The sequence below is a fragment of the Citrobacter enshiensis genome (assembly GCF_029338175.1).
Taxonomy (GTDB): domain Bacteria; phylum Pseudomonadota; class Gammaproteobacteria; order Enterobacterales; family Enterobacteriaceae; genus Citrobacter_D; species Citrobacter_D enshiensis.
In genome coordinates this window covers 4,238,842-4,259,269 of record NZ_CP119862.1, presented here as the reverse complement: position 1 = coordinate 4,259,269, position 20,428 = coordinate 4,238,842, and the positions used below count along the sequence as shown (strand labels likewise).

Annotated in this window: 14 protein-coding genes and 1 tRNA gene; 6 read left to right on the top strand and 9 right to left on the bottom strand. The window is 51.8% G+C overall.

Annotated elements, in window-relative coordinates; translation table 11 throughout:
* Positions 1-39 precede the first annotated feature (39 nt).
* From P2W74_RS20250 to idnD, 5 genes are all read right to left on the bottom strand, one after another.
* Complete coding sequence (locus P2W74_RS20250; protein ID WP_276292982.1) at positions 40-1,542, bottom strand: helicase HerA-like C-terminal domain-containing protein; 1,503 nt, start codon at positions 1,540-1,542, stop codon at positions 40-42.
* A 77-nt stretch (positions 1,543-1,619) separates the two neighbouring features.
* Positions 1,620-2,618 carry a DNA-binding transcriptional regulator IdnR gene (gene idnR / locus P2W74_RS20245; protein WP_276292981.1) on the bottom strand — a complete coding sequence of 333 codons (999 nt, stop codon included), beginning with the start codon at positions 2,616-2,618 and terminating at the stop codon, positions 1,620-1,622.
* A gap of 51 nt (positions 2,619-2,669) precedes the next feature.
* Positions 2,670-3,989 carry a gnt-II system L-idonate transporter gene (gene idnT, locus P2W74_RS20240; RefSeq protein WP_276292980.1) on the bottom strand — a complete coding sequence of 440 codons (1,320 nt, stop codon included), beginning with the start codon at positions 3,987-3,989 and terminating at the stop codon, positions 2,670-2,672.
* 62 nt (positions 3,990-4,051) lie between these two features.
* On the bottom strand, positions 4,052-4,816 hold the full coding sequence (gene idnO / locus P2W74_RS20235) for a gluconate 5-dehydrogenase (RefSeq protein WP_276292979.1): 765 nt from the start codon (positions 4,814-4,816) through the stop codon (positions 4,052-4,054).
* A gap of 11 nt (positions 4,817-4,827) precedes the next feature.
* Positions 4,828-5,874: an L-idonate 5-dehydrogenase gene (gene idnD / locus P2W74_RS20230; RefSeq protein ID WP_276292978.1), complete on the bottom strand. Its 1,047-nt coding sequence runs from the start codon at positions 5,872-5,874 to the stop codon at positions 4,828-4,830.
* 217 nt (positions 5,875-6,091) lie between these two features.
* On the opposite strand from idnD, the gene idnK reads away from it, so the two are divergent.
* On the top strand, positions 6,092-6,613 hold the full coding sequence (gene idnK / locus P2W74_RS20225; RefSeq protein WP_407649618.1) for a gluconokinase: 522 nt from the start codon (positions 6,092-6,094) through the stop codon (positions 6,611-6,613).
* Positions 6,614-6,644: 31 nt separating this feature from the next.
* Here idnK and ahr read toward each other — a convergent pair whose 3' ends face one another.
* The gene (ahr, locus tag P2W74_RS20220) at positions 6,645-7,664 is read right to left on the bottom strand and encodes an NADPH-dependent aldehyde reductase Ahr (RefSeq protein ID WP_276292977.1); all 1,020 of its coding nucleotides are present in this window, start codon (positions 7,662-7,664) and stop codon (positions 6,645-6,647) included.
* Between the two features lie 230 nt (positions 7,665-7,894).
* On the opposite strand from ahr, the gene P2W74_RS20215 reads away from it, so the two are divergent.
* The 5 genes from P2W74_RS20215 (at position 7,895) to dbpB (ending at position 13,249) form a co-directional block, all read left to right on the top strand.
* Positions 7,895-7,979 (top strand) — tRNA-Leu (locus tag P2W74_RS20215).
* A gap of 186 nt (positions 7,980-8,165) precedes the next feature.
* Positions 8,166-9,410 carry a tyrosine-type recombinase/integrase gene (locus P2W74_RS20210; protein WP_276292976.1) on the top strand — a complete coding sequence of 415 codons (1,245 nt, stop codon included), beginning with the start codon at positions 8,166-8,168 and terminating at the stop codon, positions 9,408-9,410.
* A gap of 539 nt (positions 9,411-9,949) precedes the next feature.
* Positions 9,950-10,801: a hypothetical protein gene (locus P2W74_RS20205; RefSeq protein WP_328517925.1), complete on the top strand. Its 852-nt coding sequence runs from the start codon at positions 9,950-9,952 to the stop codon at positions 10,799-10,801.
* A gap of 73 nt (positions 10,802-10,874) precedes the next feature.
* On the top strand, positions 10,875-12,125 hold the full coding sequence (gene dpdA / locus P2W74_RS20200) for a tRNA-guanine transglycosylase DpdA (RefSeq protein WP_276292974.1): 1,251 nt from the start codon (positions 10,875-10,877) through the stop codon (positions 12,123-12,125).
* Positions 12,122-13,249, top strand: a complete 1,128-nt coding sequence (dbpB, locus tag P2W74_RS20195) for a DGQHR domain-containing protein DpdB (protein ID WP_276292973.1) — start codon at positions 12,122-12,124, stop codon at positions 13,247-13,249. Before dpdA ends, dbpB begins: the two co-directional genes overlap by 4 nt.
* Positions 13,250-13,273: 24 nt before the next feature.
* Here dbpB and dpdD read toward each other — a convergent pair whose 3' ends face one another.
* Genes dpdD through dpdJ form a run of 3 tightly spaced genes read right to left on the bottom strand, consistent with a single transcriptional unit; the run spans position 13,274 to position 20,428 of the window.
* A complete protein-coding gene (dpdD, locus tag P2W74_RS20190) occupies positions 13,274-15,457 on the bottom strand; it encodes a protein DpdD (RefSeq protein ID WP_276292972.1) in 2,184 nt (727 codons plus the stop codon).
* Positions 15,450-15,980 (bottom strand): phospholipase D-like domain-containing protein DpdK, encoded by a 531-nt coding sequence (dpdK, locus tag P2W74_RS20185; protein ID WP_276292971.1) that lies wholly within the window; start codon positions 15,978-15,980, stop codon positions 15,450-15,452. Before dpdK ends, dpdD begins: the two co-directional genes overlap by 8 nt.
* A gap of 11 nt (positions 15,981-15,991) precedes the next feature.
* The gene (gene dpdJ, locus P2W74_RS20180; RefSeq protein WP_276292970.1) at positions 15,992-20,428 is read right to left on the bottom strand and encodes a protein DpdJ; all 4,437 of its coding nucleotides are present in this window, start codon (positions 20,426-20,428) and stop codon (positions 15,992-15,994) included.

Below are 20,428 nucleotides of genomic sequence, written 5' to 3'. Positions count from 1 at the left end.
TGTTACCCTCCCGTGACACGGGAGGGTGCATGTCTCACCTTAGCGTTTTCTCCCGCCCAGTAAGCTGCCTAACATCCCGCGTATAATTTGATTGGTGACCTGACGCGCTGCGCTTTTGGCAACACTCTGTACGACGCCATCACGTTTACCGCCGCGCGGTCCGGTGCTGCCAAACAGAATGTCTTTCAACCCGCCGAGAATACCATCGTCAACCGCGACCTCTTTGCCTTTCACTGTCGGGTTGTTCTGCTGTTCAGTATTGGCCTGCACACCCTTTTGCAGCCTCTCGTAAGCGGATTCGCTATCCACCTCTTCCTCATACTTGCCGTACAGTGCAGAGTGATTAAGTAACCCGTTACGTTCGTCGTCGGTGAGTGGCCCCATACGCGAGCAGGGTGCAATGACCATTGCGCGTTCCACCACTGACGGACTGCCTTTAGCATCAAGAAACGAGATTAGCGCTTCACCGGTACCCAGCTCCTGAATGGCTTTTTCGGTATCAAATGCTGGATTCGCCCGCATCGTCTGCGCTGCGGTTTTCACCGCTTTCTGATCTTTCGGCGTGAAGGCGCGCAGGGCATGCTGCACGCGATTACCCAACTGTCCGAGCACGTTGTCGGGTATGTCGGACGGATTCTGCGAGACGAACCAGACGCCGACGCCTTTTGAGCGGATCAGGCGGATAACCTGTTCGATTTTATCCAACAGCACCTGTGGCGCGTCGTTGAACAACAGATGCGCCTCGTCGAAGAAGAACACCAGCTTCGGCTTCTCCAGATCGCCCGCTTCCGGCAGTTGCTCGTAGAGTTCGGAGAGCATCCACAGCAGGCTGGCGGCATACAGTTTTGGCATCTGGTAAAGTTTTTCTGCGCTGAGGATATTGATAATCCCTTTGCCGTTTGCGTCGACGCGCATCCAGTCTTTGATTTCCAGCATGGGCTCGCCAAAGAAGTGTGTCGCGCCCTGTTGCTCGAGGGTCAGCAGGCCACGCTGTATCGCCCCAACCGAGGCGCTGCTGATATTGCCGTACTGATTCTGGAAGGATTTGGCGTTATCGCCAATGTATTGCGTAATGGCCCGCAGGTCTTTGAAATCCAGCAGCAATAGCCCCTGGTCATCGGCAATACGAAAGATAATATCAAGTACGCCGGACTGGACCTCGTTCAGGTTCAGCAGACGCGCGAGCAGCAGTGGTCCGAGATCGGAGATGGTCGCCCGCACCGGATGGCCTTTTTCGCCGAAAATATCCCACACCACCACTGGATTGGCGTGGGGCTGCCAGTCGGCGATACCGATGTTTTTTAGCCGGGTAAGCAGTTTTTCCGAGGCTACGCCCTCTTCAGCCACGCCCGTCAGATCGCCTTTCACATCCGCCATAAACACCGGAACGCCGATTTCCGACAGCGATTCGGCCAGCTTTTGCAACGTGACAGTTTTACCCGTCCCCGTCGCGCCAGTAATCAGCCCGTGACGGTTTGCCATGCCTGGCAGTAAGAACAGCTCGGTTTCTGGCGTGCGGGCAATTAACAAGGGTGCGCTCATGAGATTTCCTCCATTTATCCTGCCTGGAGTATAGGCAATGTCGATGAGAGAAAGTATGCGCGGTGCGGAGAAAAAACTTATAACGTATTGCCCTGGTAAATCTGATACCCCAAATCCACGGTATTGTGGTTATGGTCGTTGTTCTTGATTTTACTCAGCAACATTTGCGCCGCCATACGGCCAATGTCAAATCGTGGGGTGATCACGCTGGCGAGGCTTGGGATCATCTGCCTGCCCATTTCCAGCCCGTGGAACCCGGCAATGGAGATCTGTTCCGGGACGGCAAGTTCACGTTCGCGGCACAGCAGCAGTGCGCCCATCGCAATATCGTCGTTGGTGCAGAACACGCCGTCTAAATCCGGGTGTGCAGCGAGCGCGTCACGCATCATTTGTGTGCCCAGATGAATGGATGAGATAGCGCGAGGGTTAACACGCAGTGGCTCCAGACCACGGCGCGTCATGGCGTCGCAGTAGCCGCGATAGCGCTGCTCATCACGGACATCATCTTTCGAACCCAGGTAGAGAATTTTGTGCCGCTGGCGTTTATCTAACATGGTGCTGACCATATCAAACGCCGCCTGGCGGTTATCGAATCCCACCTCCATGTCCAGACGATCGCCCTGAATATCCATCAGCTCCACCACCGGAATGTTGGCAGAACGCATAAATTTAACAGTGCGCAGGGTGTGGTATTTCTCGGAAAGAATAATGCCGTCGATATTGTACGAGAGCAGGTTGATCACCGACTCTTCCTCGGATTCCCGATCGTAATTGTAGTTGGCGATCAGCGTCTGATAGTTATGGTCCGAGGTCACCGACTCTATACCGGCGAGAATATCGGCGAACAACTGGTTTTGAAAAGAGGGGATCAGCACGCCGAGCGTATAGCTTTGCGCATTCAGCAGCATCGCGGGCGCCCGGTTGGGGATGTAATTGATCTCCTCCATAATCTGCGCGATACGTTCACCGGTTTCCTTTGCGACCTTTTTCGGCGAGCGGATGTAGCGGCTCACCGTCATTTTGGTCACGCCCGCCAGGGTGGCGATATCTTGCAAAGAAATTCTGTGGTTCCTCATCTTTTCTCCTGAGCCGGGGAACGCAGACTTTCGTTCCCCGGTGATGCCGAATTAATGCAGAACGGCGTTCAGCGTCAGAACCCCGAGGAGTCCCATAATGGAAATCAGCGTTTCCATTACCGTCCAGGTACGCAACGTTTCTCCAACGCTGAGATTAAAGTAACCTTTAAACAGCCAGAAGCCAGGATCGTTAACGTGTGAAGCAATCACGCTGCCCGCGCCGGTAGCTAGCACCATTAGTGCCGGGTCGGCATGAGTGACGTTAATTATCGGCAATACCACGCCTGCGGTGGTAATGGCTGCGACGGTCGCTGAACCGAGCGCGATGCGCAGCAACGCCGCTACTGTCCAGCACATCAGCAGTGGAGAGAGCGAAGTGCCGGTCATCAAGTGCGAGATATATTGACCCACGCCGCTGTCCACCAGAACCTGCTTAAACGCACCGCCGCCGGCGATGATAAACACAATCATCGCAATCGCGCCGATAGAGTTGCCAATGATATCCATAATTTGCTCTATCGTACGTCCGTTACGTCGACCGAGAGTAAAAATGGCGAGCACGATGGCGATAAACAACGCGACCGCAGGGTTACCAATAAACTCAAAGAACACCCGCACGCTGTTGGTCTTTGGCAGCGTAATTTCGCACACCGCCGCTACCGCCATCAGTATTACCGGGATAACGGCCGCAAAGATACTGTTCCAGAACGACGGCATCTCTTCTTCGGTGAATAAATGCGGGTTGAATAAACCTTCAGGCGGCGCTTTTTCAAAGCGGGTCAATAGCTTGGAAAACAGCGGCCCGGCGACAATCACCGTCGGGATAGTAATGATAAAGCCGTACAGCAGGGTGGTGCCGAGATTAGCCTCGAAGATGGTGGCAATCGCGGTTGGCCCCGGATGCGGCGGCAAAAAACAGTGGGTAACGGATAGTGCCGCAACCATCGGCACGCCGACATACAGCAGCGGCAGACCGGAGGAGGCCACTACCGTAAACACCAGTGGCAACAGCAGAACAAAACCGACCTCGAAGAACATTGCCAGACCGACAACCAGACCGGTGATGACCAGCGCCCACTGCACACGTTTCTTACCGAATGTACCAATCAGCGTGGTAGCGATGCGCTGGGCGGCGCCGGTATCAGAAATCAGCTTACCGAGCATTGCGCCGAACCCGAGGATCATCGCCAGCCCGCCGAGCGTACCGCCGATCCCATTTTGTATAGAGTGCAGAACGGCCTGTGCATCCATCCCTTCGGCAAAACCGACGACGGCTGCAACCAGTACCAGGGCAATAAAGCCGTTAACTTTAAAGCCAATCATCAGGACCAGAAGCAGCGCGACGCCTGCCGCAATTATGATTAATGGCATAATCGTATCTCTTATCGTTGCCAAAAAAGCAGCGCCAGGGCGCTGCGTGGTGTTGCGTTGCGTCAGACGGCGACCAGCATGCCGCCATCGACAAACAACAGGTGCCCGTTAACAAAATCAGAAGCTTTAGAAGAGAGGAATACCGCGGCGCCAATCAGCTCCTGCGGATCGCCCCAGCGTGCGGCTGGCGTACGTTTGCACAGCCAGGAGGTGAAGGCTTCATCTTCAACCAGCGCTTTGGTCATTTCGGTTTTGAAGTAGCCTGGTGCGATACCGTTCACCTGGATATTGTGACGTGCCAGCTCAACGCACATTCCGCGGGTGAGCATTTTCACCGCGCCTTTCGAAGCGGCATACGGCGTAATGGTGTCTCGTCCCAGCTCGCTCTGCATGGAGCAGATGTTGATGACTTTTCCGGTCTGACGCTCTACCATCCGGCGGGTCACTGCCTGCGATACCAGGAACACTGCGGTTTGGTTTACCGCGATCACGTCGTTCCAGTCCTGTTCCGGGAACTCGGTAAAAGGATGGCGGCGTTGAATACCCGCGTTATTTACCAGCACATCAATCGGACCAATATCCTTTTCGATATGTTCGATGGCGGCATCAATATCTTGTTTATGCGTAACATTGAAAGGCGCGGCAACGGCGCGAACACCTTCCTGCTGCAGCCTGGCGACAGCGGCTTCCGCGCGTTCTGGCGTAATATCATTGACGATAATCTGCGCGCCATATTTACCCAGCCCGGTCGCCAGTAAATAACCAATACCCTGAGCAGAACCGGTGATAAGAATGTTTTTTCCGTCCAGTGAAAAAAGATCGTTCATCGTGTTATTCCTTATTTTGTTTCTTCAAAAACGAGCTGGACTTTCGCCGCCTGGGTTTTATCTCCGGCGAAGATCAGTGCCTGTTCGAGGTCGGTAAACGGATATTCGGCGCTCAGTAACGGCAGCGGGTCGATAACGTTATTTGCCAGCCACGACACCGCAGTGTTGAACTCGGTGGTAAAGCGGAATGAGCCTTTGAGCGAGATTTCTTTGCCGATCAGCATCATCATCGGGAAGTCCGGCACTGCGCCGCCCATGCCGACCTGCACCATCACGCCTTTCGCGCGGGTCACTTCCAGACAGGAGGCAATCGAAGAAGGGTGCCCCGAGACTTCGAAGCTGACGTCGAAATAGCCTTTCTCTTTTTTCCACTCGTCGAGCGAGTCCTGTTGCGGGTTAATGAGTGTATCGGCGCCCATCTGCTGAGCCAGTGTGAGCGAGCGTGGGCTGATGTCTGCGCAGACGATTTCTGCCGCGCCGAGCGTTTTCACCGCGCTGACAATCAGGCAACCGATTGGGCCTACGCCGGAGATAAACACGCGCTTGCCCTGCAGATCGCCCGCTTCATGTGCGGCATGGATCGCCACGGCCAGCGGTTCGGCAAAGGCCATTACTTTCTCATCGGCCTGCTGCGGGTAGGGAATGCACTGCGCGGTATCGACGATTTTAAACTGAGTAAAGCCGCCGTCGACGTGGGGAAAATACATGGCGCTGCCAAAAAAACGCATTTCCGTACACTGGTTTTCTTCATGCTGTAAACAGTATTTACAGTGACCGCAAGGCTTAGACGGATTAATAGCAACCGACTGACCCTCGTGTAATTCTTTTGAATCGCTATGAACTACTTTGCCAATAACTTCATGGCCTAAAATCATTGGTGCTTTGACGGTGAAATTACCGACTTTTCCTTCCTGATAATAATGTAAATCGGAACCGCAAATTCCCCCTCGGGTAATTTTAACCAACGTTCCTTTATTATTATCCCATTCAATATTTTGGTCTGTAATGGCAACGGTTTTCTTGCCCGCGACAACGCAGGATTGTGTTTTGACTTGCATAAATGCCTCACTGGTCAGGTAGTAACCTCGGCAGCATTTAAACGGTTTTGTTTGTTATCATTTGTGACGAAAGTCACGCTGGAAAATTGTTACGCTACAATGTTACGCATAACGTGATGCGCCTTGTAATTCTCATCAGCGGTGCTAAAAAAGCGTGAACTCTCCAAAGTAGAGGGCGTAGTATCGCGCCATGGAATATGAATCTGGAGTTTTTTCGATGGCCGGGGAAAGTTATATTTTGATGGGTGTTTCGGGTAGCGGTAAATCATTAATTGGCAGTAAAGTTTCCGCGGTATTATCGGCTAAATTCATTGATGGTGACGATCTCCATCCGGCCAAAAACATTGATAAAATGTCTGAAGGTATTCCGTTAACCGATGAGGACCGACTCCCCTGGTTAGCACGATTAAATGACGCCAGCTACAGCCTGTATAAAAAGAATGAGACCGGATTTATCGTCTGTTCTTCATTAAAAAAACAGTATCGCGATATATTGCGTCAGGGCAGTCCTAATGTGCATTTCCTGTGGCTGGACGGTGATTACGAGACTATTCTGGCGCGCATGCAGCGTCGGGCTGGGCATTTTATGCCGATGGGGTTGCTGAAAAGCCAGTTCGACGCACTGGAGTGCCCGCAGGAAGATGAACACGATATTGCCCGCATCGATGTGAACCATGATATTGAGCATGTGACAGAACAGTGCCGCCAGGCGGTGCTTGCGTTTCGTAATGGACAATAGGCTCAGCCCCTGTCCGGACTGAGCCACATCATCAGAAGTCGGCTTTCAGCACCACGCGGTAGCGCGCTTTGCCGTCGCGAACGTGCTGGATGGCTTCATTGATTTGCGACATTGGGAACAACTCTGTCGTCGGCGAGACCTTGCTGCGTCCGGCAAATTTCATCAGCTTGCGCAGCTCATAGGGCGTACCGGTCGCCGAACCGGAGATGCTGCGATCGCCAGCAATCAATGTAAACGCCGGAACCGGCAGCGGCTTCATCACTGCGCCGACGGTGTGGAAATGGCCGCCATAGGCCAGCGCTTCAAAGTAGGGCTGCCAGTCGAGGTCGACATTAACGGTGTTGATAATGAGATCAAACTGGCCTGCCAGCGCATTTAACGCTTCTGGATCGCGACTGTTCACCACCTTATCCGCCCCCATTGCCAGAACTTCCTGCTCTTTCGACGGATTCGAGCTGAATGCGGTCACTTCACAGCCCATCGCGTGCAGTAGCTTAATGGCGATGTGCCCAAGACCGCCGATTCCGATCACCCCCACGCGACTGGTCGCGGTGATGTGGTGCATCAGCAGAGGTTTAAAAACAGTAATACCGCCGCATAACAGAGGACCTGCGGATTCAATATCGATGCTCTCCGGAAGCGGGATCACCCACTGCCAGTCTGCCCGCAGTTTCTCGGCAAAACCGCCACGGTTAAGAATGGTGGGCACGGCTCCTTCCAGGCAGTTAATCTGATTACCGCTGATACAGGCATCGCAATGCCCACAGCTGCGCGCCGTCCAGCCAACGCCAACTCGCTGCCCGACCTTCAACCCTTTTTCCTGCGCTGCGCTGCCGAGCGCCGCCACGCGACCAATCACTTCATGCCCGGCAACCAGCGGATACTGAGAGAATCCCCATTCGTTGTCGATCATGGAAAGATCGGAATGGCAGATACCGCAGTAGTCGACCTGCACCTCGACATCTTCCGGCCTGAGTTCACCAGCATCGTATTCATAAAGTTCGAGTTCGCTGCCCGCTTCTTTTGCGGCATAGCTTTTTATAATGGACATCGTGTTTCCCTCGGTGGGTGTTGAACTGGAAGTGTAGAGCATGGGGGAATGGGACGCTTCAAAGAAGGGGGGGTTAAGGCGCGAGAGGAGGGGGAGAAATGTGATGAATACTGCTTTTAAAGTGCGTAATGCTGAAAATTTCAACACTTAGCGACTGAGGCACACGCTGCCGCTTGCATGGTGGCGTGCGACAGGTATAATCCACAACGTTTTCCGCATACCTCTTCAGTGCCGAAGTGGCGAAATCGGTAGACGCAGTTGATTCAAAATCAACCGTAGAAATACGTGCCGGTTCGAGTCCGGCCTTCGGCACCAACAGTATGTAAATGGACCTCAACTGAGGTCTTTTTTTATGTCTAAAATCCAGCATTTACCTACCTTTCTCGCTATATTAACTCTCTCAAGGTCAACCGACTTCAACGTACATCTACCAACACATGTTGGTACAGATGATGGTATTTCCGGTTCGATAATGCTTGTACCAACAGGGAGGGGATAAGCATGGCTCTAACAGATATCAAAGTCAGAACAGCCAAGCCAACGGATAAGCAATACAAGCTCACTGATGGCAACGGTATGCACCTGCTCGTCCACCCGAATGGTTCAAGATACTGGCGTCTGCAATACCGCTTTGGTGGGAAACAAAAGATGCTGGCTATAGGCGTTTATCCTGATGTGTCTCTTGCAGATGCCAGAGCTCGTCGTGATGAGGCTCGTAAGTTGTTGGCAAACGGTATCGATCCGGGAGATAAAAAGAAAAACGATAAGATTGAGCAGCAAGAAGCCCGAACTTTCGAGCAACTGGCAGTTGAGTGGCATGCCACAAATAAAAAGTGGTCGGAAGAACATAGTCGACGAGTGCTCAAAAGCCTGGAGGACAACCTCTTTCCAGCCATAGGTAAGCGTAATATTGCCGAACTAAAAACGCGGGATCTTTTAGCACCCATCAAAGCTGTTGAGCTATCTGGGCGACTTGAAGTGGCTTCTCGGTTACTACAGCGTACTACGGCAATAATGCGTTATGCAGTACAGAGCGGTTTGCTTGACTATAATCCCGCGCAGGAGATGGTCGGTGCCGTTGCTTCAAGTAACAGACAGCATCGAGCAGCTCTTGAACTGAAACGTATTCCCGAGCTTCTGCAACGCATTGATAGCTATACCGGTAGGCCTTTAACTCGTCTTGCCGTTGAGCTAACCCTGCTTGTTTTCATTCGTTCCAGCGAATTGCGCTTTGCTCGGTGGTCTGAGATCGATTTTGAAACATCAATGTGGACGATTCCAGCTGAGCGAGAAGCTATTGAAGGGGTAAAACACTCCCAGCGTGGCTCAAAAATGCGTACGCCTCATCTGGTGCCGCTATCTCAACAAGCGTTAGCAATCCTTAAATACGTTCATAAACTTAGTGGCGATCGCGACTTTGTTTTCATTGGCGATCACGACCATCGCAAACCTATGAGTGAAAACACGGTGAACAAGGCCCTGCGCGTTATGGGTTATGACACGAAGGTAGAGGTTTGTGGGCATGGTTTCAGGACAATGGCCTGTAGTTCATTGATTGAGTCTGGATTGTGGTCGAGGGATGCAGTGGAACGGCAAATGAGCCATATGGAACGTAACTCAGTACGTGCTGCTTACATTCATAAGGCTGAGCATCTTGATGAGCGGCGACTGATGCTGCAGTGGTGGGCTGATTTTTTGGATGCTAATCGGGAAAAGGAAGTTAGTCCTTATGACTTTGGTAAATAGTATAATTCCTGGCGCTTGCTATGCGTAAATTTGAAAAGCCAGCTTGAACTATAACCTATTCTTTTTTATAACTGTATTATTCTGGCGACTCAGAGGTGCACTATGAAAACTTTCGATACCCAACTTGCGATGAGCATTGTATCGCACTCAACGGGAGGTTTTAGTTACGACACACTCGCTAGGGCTTTGATTTCTAAAAATAAAAATGAAAATTCTGACGTCCTTCTTGAGTCATGTCGAAATTTTTGTCTCTCTCTTGAGGAAAAAGGTATTCTGAGGCGATGCCAAAAATGTTCTCATTCTCAAGATGAGTATTTCGAGTATATTCCTCACTAACATCAGTCCCTGAAAAAATTTTCAGGGACTGATAACTCCGTTCTTGTCATCCCCTTTTTTCTCCTGTAGCTTGTGTAACACGATTCTGGGGGGCGATTGTGAGCAACATCAACTTAATAACAACATGTACAAACGGTAAACACTACGGTAGTGGGAATATATTGAGTCTGAGTCAATTTTCATCAGGCCGAACCCCTTCAAATGTGCTCGTGAATTCTTGGTGCAATGCTCTGAATGAAGCTATATCTACATCTGCAACTGTATGTTCAGAGGATCTTTATAAAGGTGGGCACTGGGCGACGGCCAAAGCCATCTTAAATGATTATCCCATTGATTTATGGGTGCTTTCTGCTGGCTTGGGCCTCCTTCACCATAAAGACAATGTAGTACCGTATAAAGCGACCTTTGCTGTTGGATATGACGAATCAATACCATTGTATTCTCAAGAATATGTAGGGAAAAGTTTTCATAGAACATGGTGGAAAGAAATAACCAATAGATCTATTTTTAAATCTAAGCATCCTACATCTATTGTAGAGTTAATGAAAAAAAACAAAAAAGACTATTATATTATCTGCGGTTCTCCAGATTATATTAATGCAATTGAGTTGGACATCATTAATGGCCTTGAATATCTGGTTGATGCAAAAAAACAATTGCTTATTATAACTTCCAAAAAAATAAATGACAGGTTGGCTGCATATTTTTTCAAAACCAACCAGAACATGGCTCAGTGGTTGAAATGCAATATGCTCATGCTTAATATCAGTGTGGCAAAATATATTGTGAAGGAGTTTACGTCAAAACAACTCAATGATTTAAATGAGTTATCTCTGAATCTATTAGAAGAACTCAAGGAATTACCTGAGCGTGAGGTTAAAAAAGGAATTCGCCGCAGCCCAGAGGAAGTTAAGTCTTTCATTTTAAAGCTTATGCAACAAAAACCTGGTATCAGTGCAACACATGCGTTGCGAGAGTTTCGCGACGCGGGAAATTCATTTGAGGAAAAACGTTTCCGGGCTGAGTTTAAGGCCCTGATGGAGGCTAAACCTTAATTCTACTTGCCTGGGTTTCATGGTAGAATCCCCCGTTTTTTGAGGCTTTGCAGTGGCGTCACAGGAGAGTAAGTTGTCGAAGCTAAAGTATTTTTTCCCTGATAGTCAGGATTTTATCGATCCCAGTTTCGACTTCTTCCGCGAGACGCGTAACGAACATCGCGTGCGTCAACGTGACGATCATTATCCGCATGAGGTTTTTCCTCATCCTTACGATGGTATGCTGGTTTCTAAAGCTGTAGTAGATGGTCTTGGCGGTGGCGAGAGCAAATATACTCGTGCCCAGCGTTTGCGTTACTTCCGTAATGGAATGAAGCACTTTTTCCGCCTGCCGGAAAATATGGAAACTATGGGTGATTGCGGAGCCTTCACCTATGTTAACCAGGACGTCCCCCCATACCGTGTGGAAGAGGTAATTGAGTTCTACGAAACTTCCCGCTTTAACTATGGCGTTTCTCTCGATCACATCGTCTTTGGCTATGAGAAGCCAGGTGAAGTATTCAGTGGTGACGTGTTGGCTGAATGCCGCCGACGCCAGGATATCACGCTGACCTTGGCTCAAGAGTTTTTGAACAAGTCCCAAAGGTCTTGTTTCACCGCCTTTGGCGTTGCACATGGATGGAGCAAAATCTCCTATCGTCAGTCTGTAGAGGCTCTGCTGGCCATGGGATATAAAAATATCACCATGGGGGGGATGGTGCCGTTGAAAACGGCGCAGATCCTTGAGACTCTCGAAGAGATTAAACCGTTGCTGAAAAGTGATACGCGTGTCCACTTGCTTGGCATTGCCCGTCCAGAGAGTTTCGCCGACTTTATCAAGTTTGGTGTGACCAGCATTGACTCAACTACACCGCTGCAGCAGGCTTTCAAAGATCGGAAAAATAACTACCATATGCCTGATGGCCCGGCCTATACCGCTGTGCGTGTCCCTCAGTTTGATGCGAATCCAAGTTTGAGTCGCAAAATTAAATCTGGCGTGATTGATCAGGATATTGCACGGCATCTGGAAAAGGATGCCATGAATGCCCTGTTCGAATACGATAAAGGGGCTTTGTCCCTTGAGAAGACTCTTGATGCAGTCCTGGCTTATGAACGCCTGCATTCGGGTGAAAAAGAGGCCGACAAAATCCGTGCGGATTATGAACGTACGTTGGGAGAACGTCCCTGGAAACAATGCCAGTGCAATATTTGCCAAGCCATCGGTATCAACGTCATCATTTTCCGCGGAGCAGAACGTAACCGTCGCCGCGGTTTCCATAATATTCAGGTGTTGTACAACCGTTTACAACACACATTGTCATTACGCTCAGAGGAACTGTCATGAGTGAATATCGTGTTCCCGCCCTGCGAATCCGACAGGGTGAGGAGAGGCAACTCTATAGCCTTGCGATAGAAGGTAAACAGATCAGCAAAATTGCAGCGATTTCGCGTATTCGTCGCGGCGTAGAGAGTTTGGTTGGTTATCAGCGTCCAGAAGTACGTAACCATATTCGCGAAATTCAGCGCTACATTGAGAGCGCAAATCCGATGATACCAAACCCGGTGATTATCGCTTTTGATAAGCGTGTGCGTTTTGAACCACTTACAGATAATGGCGACATGGGGCATCTGGTGATACCTTTCTCCGAAGATAAGGATTTTGAGAAGCCAGGGTTTATTGTGGATGGCCAACAACGTACCGCTGCTTTGCGGGATGCGGAAATTGACTCGTTTATGATGCCGGTCTCTGCATTTATCGCTAATGATGCAGAAGAACAACGCGAGCAGTTTATGCTGGTTAACTCCACAAAACCGCTGCCCAAAACGTTGTTATACGAACTGGCACCGCATACCCACGGTCGTTTGCCATCCGATCTGCAAATGCGTAAGTTTCCTTCGCTGCTGACTCAACGACTGAACTTCGGGGAAGGTCCACTTGCGGGGCGCATCAAAACGGCAACCAATCCTGATGGGGTTATTGCTGACAACTCGATGATCAAAATGATCGATGCTAGTCTTCGTGAGGGAGCATTGTATCGCTTCCGTGACCCTGCGACAGGGTTGGGGGATGAAGGGAAGATGGTGAAACTGCTGAATAACTTCTGGTCGGCGGTGGAAACCGTGTTTACCGATGACTGGGACAAAAAGCCGCGCTATTCCCGCCTATTACACGGCGTCGGTATTCTTGCACTGGGTAGCCTGATGGATGAAATCGATCAGGTACATCAGGGCTATAAAGGTGAACCTGGCTGGACTGAGATCCCTTCCTATACTCGTTTTGTCGAAGAGTTAAACCGCATCAAGTCGCTTTGTGCATGGAGTAGTGGCGCGTGGAACTTCGGTACGGATATTGATGGTCAGCCTATCGTCCGTAAATGGAATGAACTGCAGAACCTGTCGAAAGATATCTCATTAGTGACGGATTATCTGGTCACAAGTTATATCAAAGCAGCGAACGCCAATATATAAAAAAAGGGGCATTTGCCCCTTTTTTTATGCCACTACTGCTGAGACCTGCTGAACGTGCGCAATAAACGCGTTCAGCATTGACCCGGCACCTTTACCTGTCGGGTAGATTAAATCTCTGCGCTGCGCTGAGACCGCGTAAAAGGCCTGATGAGTGGCGCTGCCTGCCGAAAAGATGAAGTAATCAGCCTGTTTTGCTTGATTAATCAACTTGTCGGTTGCAGTGTGCGCATGGCTGATCTCCACTCTGATCCCGGGGAACAGCGTTTCCAGCATCCGTTTCGCGCGTCTTGCCGCACCTTCTGTCAGGCTATAAATCGCCACTCTGGCTCCGGATAAGTCCGGCAATTCATCTTCTGCATCTGCCGTACAGCTATCCTGCTCAGCCGGAAATACGCGCTCTGCACCTTCCCCTAGCACGTCAGTCGCCAAGTTGCGCATCACGGTACGAGTAGTCGGATCCAGTCGCGCCCATATTCCGCTCACAAAAGACTGAACACTGAGCCACAGCGAGGTGAGCGTCGCCCGATCCTGCACCGGAGCATCAAGGAAGAGTTCGATCAACTCGCCCAGCGCTGGCAGGTTGCGGAATGAACTGGCGCGTTCGACGATCAGTTCCAGCATGGCACCGGACTGTTGATACGCTTCCTGGCTAACAGAGCCTTGTAGGAAGCGGTCCGTCGCCATCGTGGCCAGCTTAATATCCGCCTGACTGACGCTTTGTTCCATCGCAAGAACATCCAGCCACTTTAGCCACGTCGTGCTACTCAGACTGAACTGATGACGTTCAAGCCATTCAATAAAGGCAGGCATCACGTTACGCAGGATCGGGAACGCGTCTGGTGGAACCTGACTTGATAGTAACTGGAGCATCGTCGCTTCATGGAACGAGTCGGCGGGCCAGTTTTCACTTTCCAGCGCGACCAGTTGCACCAGGCTGTTGCTGTCGACTCCTGACTGACATAGTCGGGAGAAACAGATATCCCAGCCCACGATTTGCGGATTGGTCAGATGGCGGATCTCCTCGATGAGTGTTTTCAGCAGCGGTACCGCCATCGCCTGCTCTATCAACTGCTGATCAAGCGTGTGGAGCGTTTGTGCGTAGCCGGTAATCTCCTCTTGCGTTGCGGTCAGGGAGGTTTGCAGATATGCGGCAAGCTGTTGCAGCGTATCCGGGACCGACGCCGTCGCTGTCGTCGCTGACGGACTCACAACGTTGAACGGCCGACTGGCCCAGGTGTGCAATCCATTCAACCAGTCGGTTTTTAGGCGTTCTGGCAACGCGTTGAGCAGGTCGACTTCGCCAATAAGCATCACGCCGGTGGCCCAGGTTTTCCACGCCGCAAAGTCAGCTTCATCCTGGGATAAAAAAGGCATCTGCGTAAACAGAGGATGTAGCGCCAGACATTGCGGGCGAAGATCCGCCGGGGAGGCCTGCGGATACCCGTGGCTGTCGGGTGTAAAATAGCGCTGCTGGTATGCTTTCAGCAGCATCCGCATCAGAGTTGTGGGAATGCGTCCCCGAACCAAATCAGCAAGCGAATCGTGATTCAGCAGCGTGTCCCACTTCTCTAACTTACCCGCCTGCTGGAGTTCGAGCAGCATAAGGTTGCGTCGCGAAAGCGCGCCGTTGTTCTTCAGTTCCTGTAGTAAAGCGTCGCTTGTGGCTTCGTCTTTTTGGCTATTCGCCAGAATGAAATCACTCAAGATCCGCCCAAAGGGGCGTTTGACCGTGCGTACGATTGATGGCCTGTCACGAAACAGGGCGATAACGTCTTTGAGCGCGGCGAAGACCCGCTCTTTTGCTGGTTTATCTTTCTGCTTTGTGGGCAGTAATTCGATCCGGATAAATCCGGCCGGACAGTGCGTCAGCAGAGCCGTTTCAGACAGCAATGTCGCTCCCTGCACCGGGGCGAAAGTCACCTTTCTGTCGGCAATAACATCGGCAGACCCCAGCCTGGCATTCAACACATTGCTGAGCTCCAGCGTGGTGCGATCCGTTTCTGCCGCGGCAAAAAATACCCAGCGATGAGCATCGCACCAGGGCAGAATGATCGGCCACTGAGCGTCAGTCGCGCTCTCGTAGAGCGGCAGTAAGACGGCTTTTAAGTCCGCAGGGTAGGCGTTTTCAACGTTTTCCAGCAACCTGTCCAGCTTCAGTAAATTTCCGTTGCCAAAGAAGTCACGCAGCCATTGAGGAGTATCAGTCATGGGTGTCTCCAAAGGTGTACTGGCCGCTAAATTCAATCAACGCATCTGAAATCACCGTATTATTGGTTGAAAACAACAGATGCTCATCGTTCAGGTTTGCGCCGCTCCAGGTGTAATTCATGGATCCTTTCAGAAAGAAATGTTTGGTCAGCAACCCCTTGGCGTGCAGGTTCTCGTGATATAGGTATTGCATGTCGTGATCGGGCGATAAGCGCGTCAACAGCCGCTCGATAAAGACCACGCTGCGCGTGTCTTCACGTGTCACGATGCGGAGCGGACAACCATTGTTGACGGCGGTGGCGAGCAATTCCTTGAAGCTGACCATCCGGGCCCCCCATGAAGGATCAAGAAAACTCCACTGACCGCCCCGGTTATCAATCACGTCAAAGTCGCTCATCCACGGTGAGATCAGCCAGATCGGTTCTGGATAGAGGATCAAGCCACTAAACTGCGCGCTTAGAATTTCCCGCAAATGTCGCTGGCCCAGTGGGCCATGCAGGAAAATTTGTCGTTGTTCTTCCATTTCTGCGTTCCTTACAGCAGCGCTTCGGCCAGTTCAATACGTAACACCAGATTGCCATCCTGATAATCCACGGCGGATTCGCGGGGATAAAGATGCAAACCAAAGTACTCAATCGGGGTCACCTGCACCAGAGAGATCACTTCCACAATACGATGGCGGGCCTCGCGCGGGATATGCAGTTCTGCAAAGCCGTGTTGGGTAATGGCGTGATGTAACTGCGCTAACCAGTCGCTCTCGCTGATGCTGATGCTGCACGCCGTCTGTTGAAACAGTGAGCTTAACAGCAGTCGTTCAGTCAGGTTGTTACCGGACTTAAACGGATTGTAATAGCTGAGAACCGACTGACGGATGGCATTGCCGCGCTGCCAGAGCATTCCCTGAATTTTGCAAAAGCGCTCAAAAACTTTAATCACACTGGCGTCAGGCAGTTCTTGCGTCGCTTGGGTGTGGGCAAAAATATTCAGAGCGATTTCGTATCCGGCTTTGTCTTCCAGTTCCCGCCATGCGTTGAGATATGTAAGCATCTGCGCATCATGTGACGCCTGGCTGCCCGGACGTAGTACCCGCGTGTGCAGCACCGACATAAAACTGTGACTGAGTGCAAATCCCTGCGCCTTCAGCAGCGCTCTGAGGTGGGCGTTAGCCTCACGGCGCTGCGGATGGCTACTGGCCTTACGTATCGCATTCAAGGCCTCCTGGAGTTCGCTGGAAGAGGGGAGCCGCGAAAGCATCTCGAACAGGTCGTAGTCGATCTGCTCGTAATCGCTGGCGGCAAAACTACGCATAAACAGATTCAGTACGGAGACCGGATCCTGATGAAAAACGTCTTCCAGACGGGTAATGATGCCACAGCCACCGGGTTCTGATTCGGTCAGCCAGACGTCCAGTACTTCGTCGTTGAGTTCGGTATCCACCACCAGACCGCGTTCATCGACATCCGGCAGCAACAGGTGGCTGGTTTGTTTGACCGCTCCGGCAAGGGTCGTTGTCAGCAGATGCTGTAGCCAGTCCTGAAAATCGACATCATCACTGAGATCCTGAGTCAGGATCGCGCTGTGCCTGTCCACCATGTCCAGAATGTCGGTCTCTTTAAACAGGCTGCGCAAATGTTGCTGCAGTTCCTGGCTTTCGGCGTCGTCTTCACCATCCTCGCTATTTTCAAAGATATTCTCTGCCTGGAAGAGTGTGTCCGCAATATCAGTCAGTCGACGTCGGCCGTCCGGGGTTTTTAATTCCGCGATAGAGTCTGCCAGAGACGACTGCGTGACCAATTCCCGCGTAACCGCCGCTAGGTAGCACTCGTAGATCCAGTCAGCGGTGAACGTGTCATATTCGAAGCGTGGTTCATGTTTGATCCGATGCTGGAAATAGAGCGTTCGCAGTGCGCGCTGAATGGCCGGGTCATGCCGGAGGCGTTGCAGCAGAGTGGGCGGCAGCGTAAATCTGAGCCGGGCGCCATCCACCCACTGCCGCACGCCAACCCCGACAGGCTCGCCATTGTCGACCCACCTGAAGTTCACATGCGCCTGTTGCTTGGTTTTATTGCGTAATGAGGCTGTTGCGTGGGTGGCGTAACGCGTGACGTCGAGAGGTGTCATGTTCTGGTGGGTAAAGAACGTAATGGAGCGGAGGGTGTCCGTCCACGGGCCGGCAGGAATGGGGAGCGGATCGGCCTGATCGTCTGGGTTAAACCGGGTATGCCAGTACAGTTGCGAGTTGCTTTTCTCGGTGAGATTTTGCTCGAATCGCAGCGCGCGCGTAAGCACCTGCATCGGGCGAATGACCCTAATAGGGGGCTGACCTTCACACTCGATGACACACTCGGGCTGCCAGGTATCGCCGAAAGCCTGCTCAATTTCAAAATCAACATCCGAAACGCAATTCATCGCCGGAACAAAGTTGTTCGGGATAAGCCAGTCTGCTTCATTGTCGGAGTAAACGGCATAGCGCTTGGAAATGCGCCCCGGCGCAAACTCTTTCAGACCCTGAATAAAGGGCAAATGTTCACGCTTCTTGAACTTCCGCTCGAGATGGATCTCCAGTTCCGGCAGATTGAGTTCACTGAATAGCGCTGAAGGAATAAAGGCCGGCAGCGGGGAACGTCCCGTCGAACGGTCTGCCTCCGGTTGGCCCATCCGCGACCATTGGGTGGTGAGTTGTCGTTTTAATGTCGGCAGCAACTCCATCATGATCGAACGGGGCGGCGACCACAGGACACGCTGAAGTTGCTCGTCAGTGATGCGCAGCGCGTAGAACAGATACTTCTCTAACTCCTGCTGCCACGCATGTTGTTCGATCACGGCGGTAATCAGGTGGAACATACGATCAAGATGGTCAAGAGACTCTCGCTTTGTCTGCGGTTTATTCAGCAATGACCAGATATTACTTCCGGGGATCTTTATGCTCAGCCAGTCAAGTGTCGCCATTGCCGCCTGCATTTTCTGGATATGAATGTTGCCCATCGGCAACGACTGTCCTTTTATCTCTGGATTAATGAGCTCTTCATAGCGTTGATAAACGACGCGGTCGCGGCCAAATTCGGACAGGACTGCGACCATCCACGGACGCATAGTTCTTGAACGACCGGCACGCCCTTTACGCTGCAAATAGGAGGCAACGTTACGTGGCGCTTTATGCTGAATAACCATGCCAACGGAGGGGTCGTTAAAGCCCACCTCCAGCGACGCGGTTGCAATTACCACTTCCGCTCTAGGATCGACCCCGACGTCCTGACTGGACGTTCGGGCAACGATGGCTCGGTCATTTTCGTCAAGTGGGTGACCAATATCCTGCACGATACGCCAGTTCTGTCCTGCCAGAGTCAGCGTATGGCTGTTTTGCGGTGTTTCCAGACGCTGAGCGGCCAGCGGCGGTTTCGCAACGTATAAGTTTTGACCACGCGACCGCCAGCCTTCGGCGTCACATAGTTGATGATAAAGTCGGTTATTGATATCCAGATCGTCGGTGAAGACGAAGGTTTTTTGCCCCCATGTCCCGCGTGATTTTTTCCTTTTCGTATCCAGAATACGCCGGGCGAGCATGCTGGTCTGGATAGTAGTAGACAGCAGGGCGGTTTGCGAGACCGGATCACCGCGTAATGCCAGCAGATATTCAGCCCCTTCATCTTCCATTTCGTGGAGCTTCGGTTCGATAAGAGCCACATGTTTTTTATGCGCGCCTACCAGATCGGCGAAGAAACGTTCGGCGTCACTTAGCGTTGCCGACAGCCCGACAAAATGGGGGCGGCTGCGTGCAAGTTGCATCCAGCGTCGCAGCAGATAGGCTGTCTGCGCACCGGTATTCCCCACATAGGTGTGTACTTCATCCAGCAGGACTACCGGCGGCGGTGTTACGCCGATGCCAACGCCAAATAGGTGATTCGTTTGGTTATTCCCGAGGTGCTGATTGAGCATTTCGGTGGTAGTAAACAGGATGTCAGGCGGGTTTTTCATCAGCGAGACGCGGGTCAGGATCACTTCGTCACTGTCTACGCTGTGATCGCAGTGGCTACAACGAAGAATCTCTCTTTTCGCTTTGATATCTTCTGCTTTCCAGTGCATTTGCCCCGGACATTTCGGCGTGGTGCAACGGAGTAAATCAAAGGGCATATCCTTGTCTTTATCTTTCGTTGCGTATTGATGGTTGAACGGGGTGTCACCGAAAAAAGAACCAATACGGATCTTGCGTCCTGCCAGTGCTAGGGCCTGACTGTCGAGTTCACGACATTTGCCCCAGGTTTCCATGAACTGATCTTTAAGCAGTTCTTTACGCGGATACAGTGCCAGCGTCCTGACCCGCTGTGCGTTGTCGCGCTGAATATCATTGAGGAGCGAGGTGAGTGCCGGGAGATAGAACGCCAGCGTTTTACCACTCCCCGTACCGGCACAGACAATGGTCCCGGTGGCTTCTTTCGCGTGAGCATGATGACTATGAAAGTGCCAGGCGCGCAAAATACGTTCGGTTGAGCGTTCCTGAAAGCCGGCAATGGAAAAGTCGCCGATCAGTCGGGAAAGCGCCTGGCGTTTAATCTCGTTCATCCACGGTACGTCGACCCATTTGCTCAGCACCGTTTGCGCCGGAAGTTCCCGCTTCGGATAGTTGCGCGGGCGACGGACGAAACGGTAGTCGGCGACAAGCGTCCGGGCTCGCTGAAGCGGCTGATCGCGGAACCATTGACGCTGGTGGCGGAACAGGTAGACCGATTCCGCCATACGCGTGCGGTAGCGCGTCCCCCCTTTGCTGGTCGGGACGCTGAAGAGCATGGCAGCATTCTGCAGTTCTGCCAGTAACGACTCGGCATCTTCGTAGGGCAGGTGCCGGGTAAAGAGTGAGATGATATCGGCATGGGTAAATGCGCCATCCGTATCCCCCCAGACCAGCAGTTCCGCTTCCCGCTCTTCGAGCAGGTCCAGCGCCTGGTGCAAGTGGGACAAATCAGCCGTAGACAT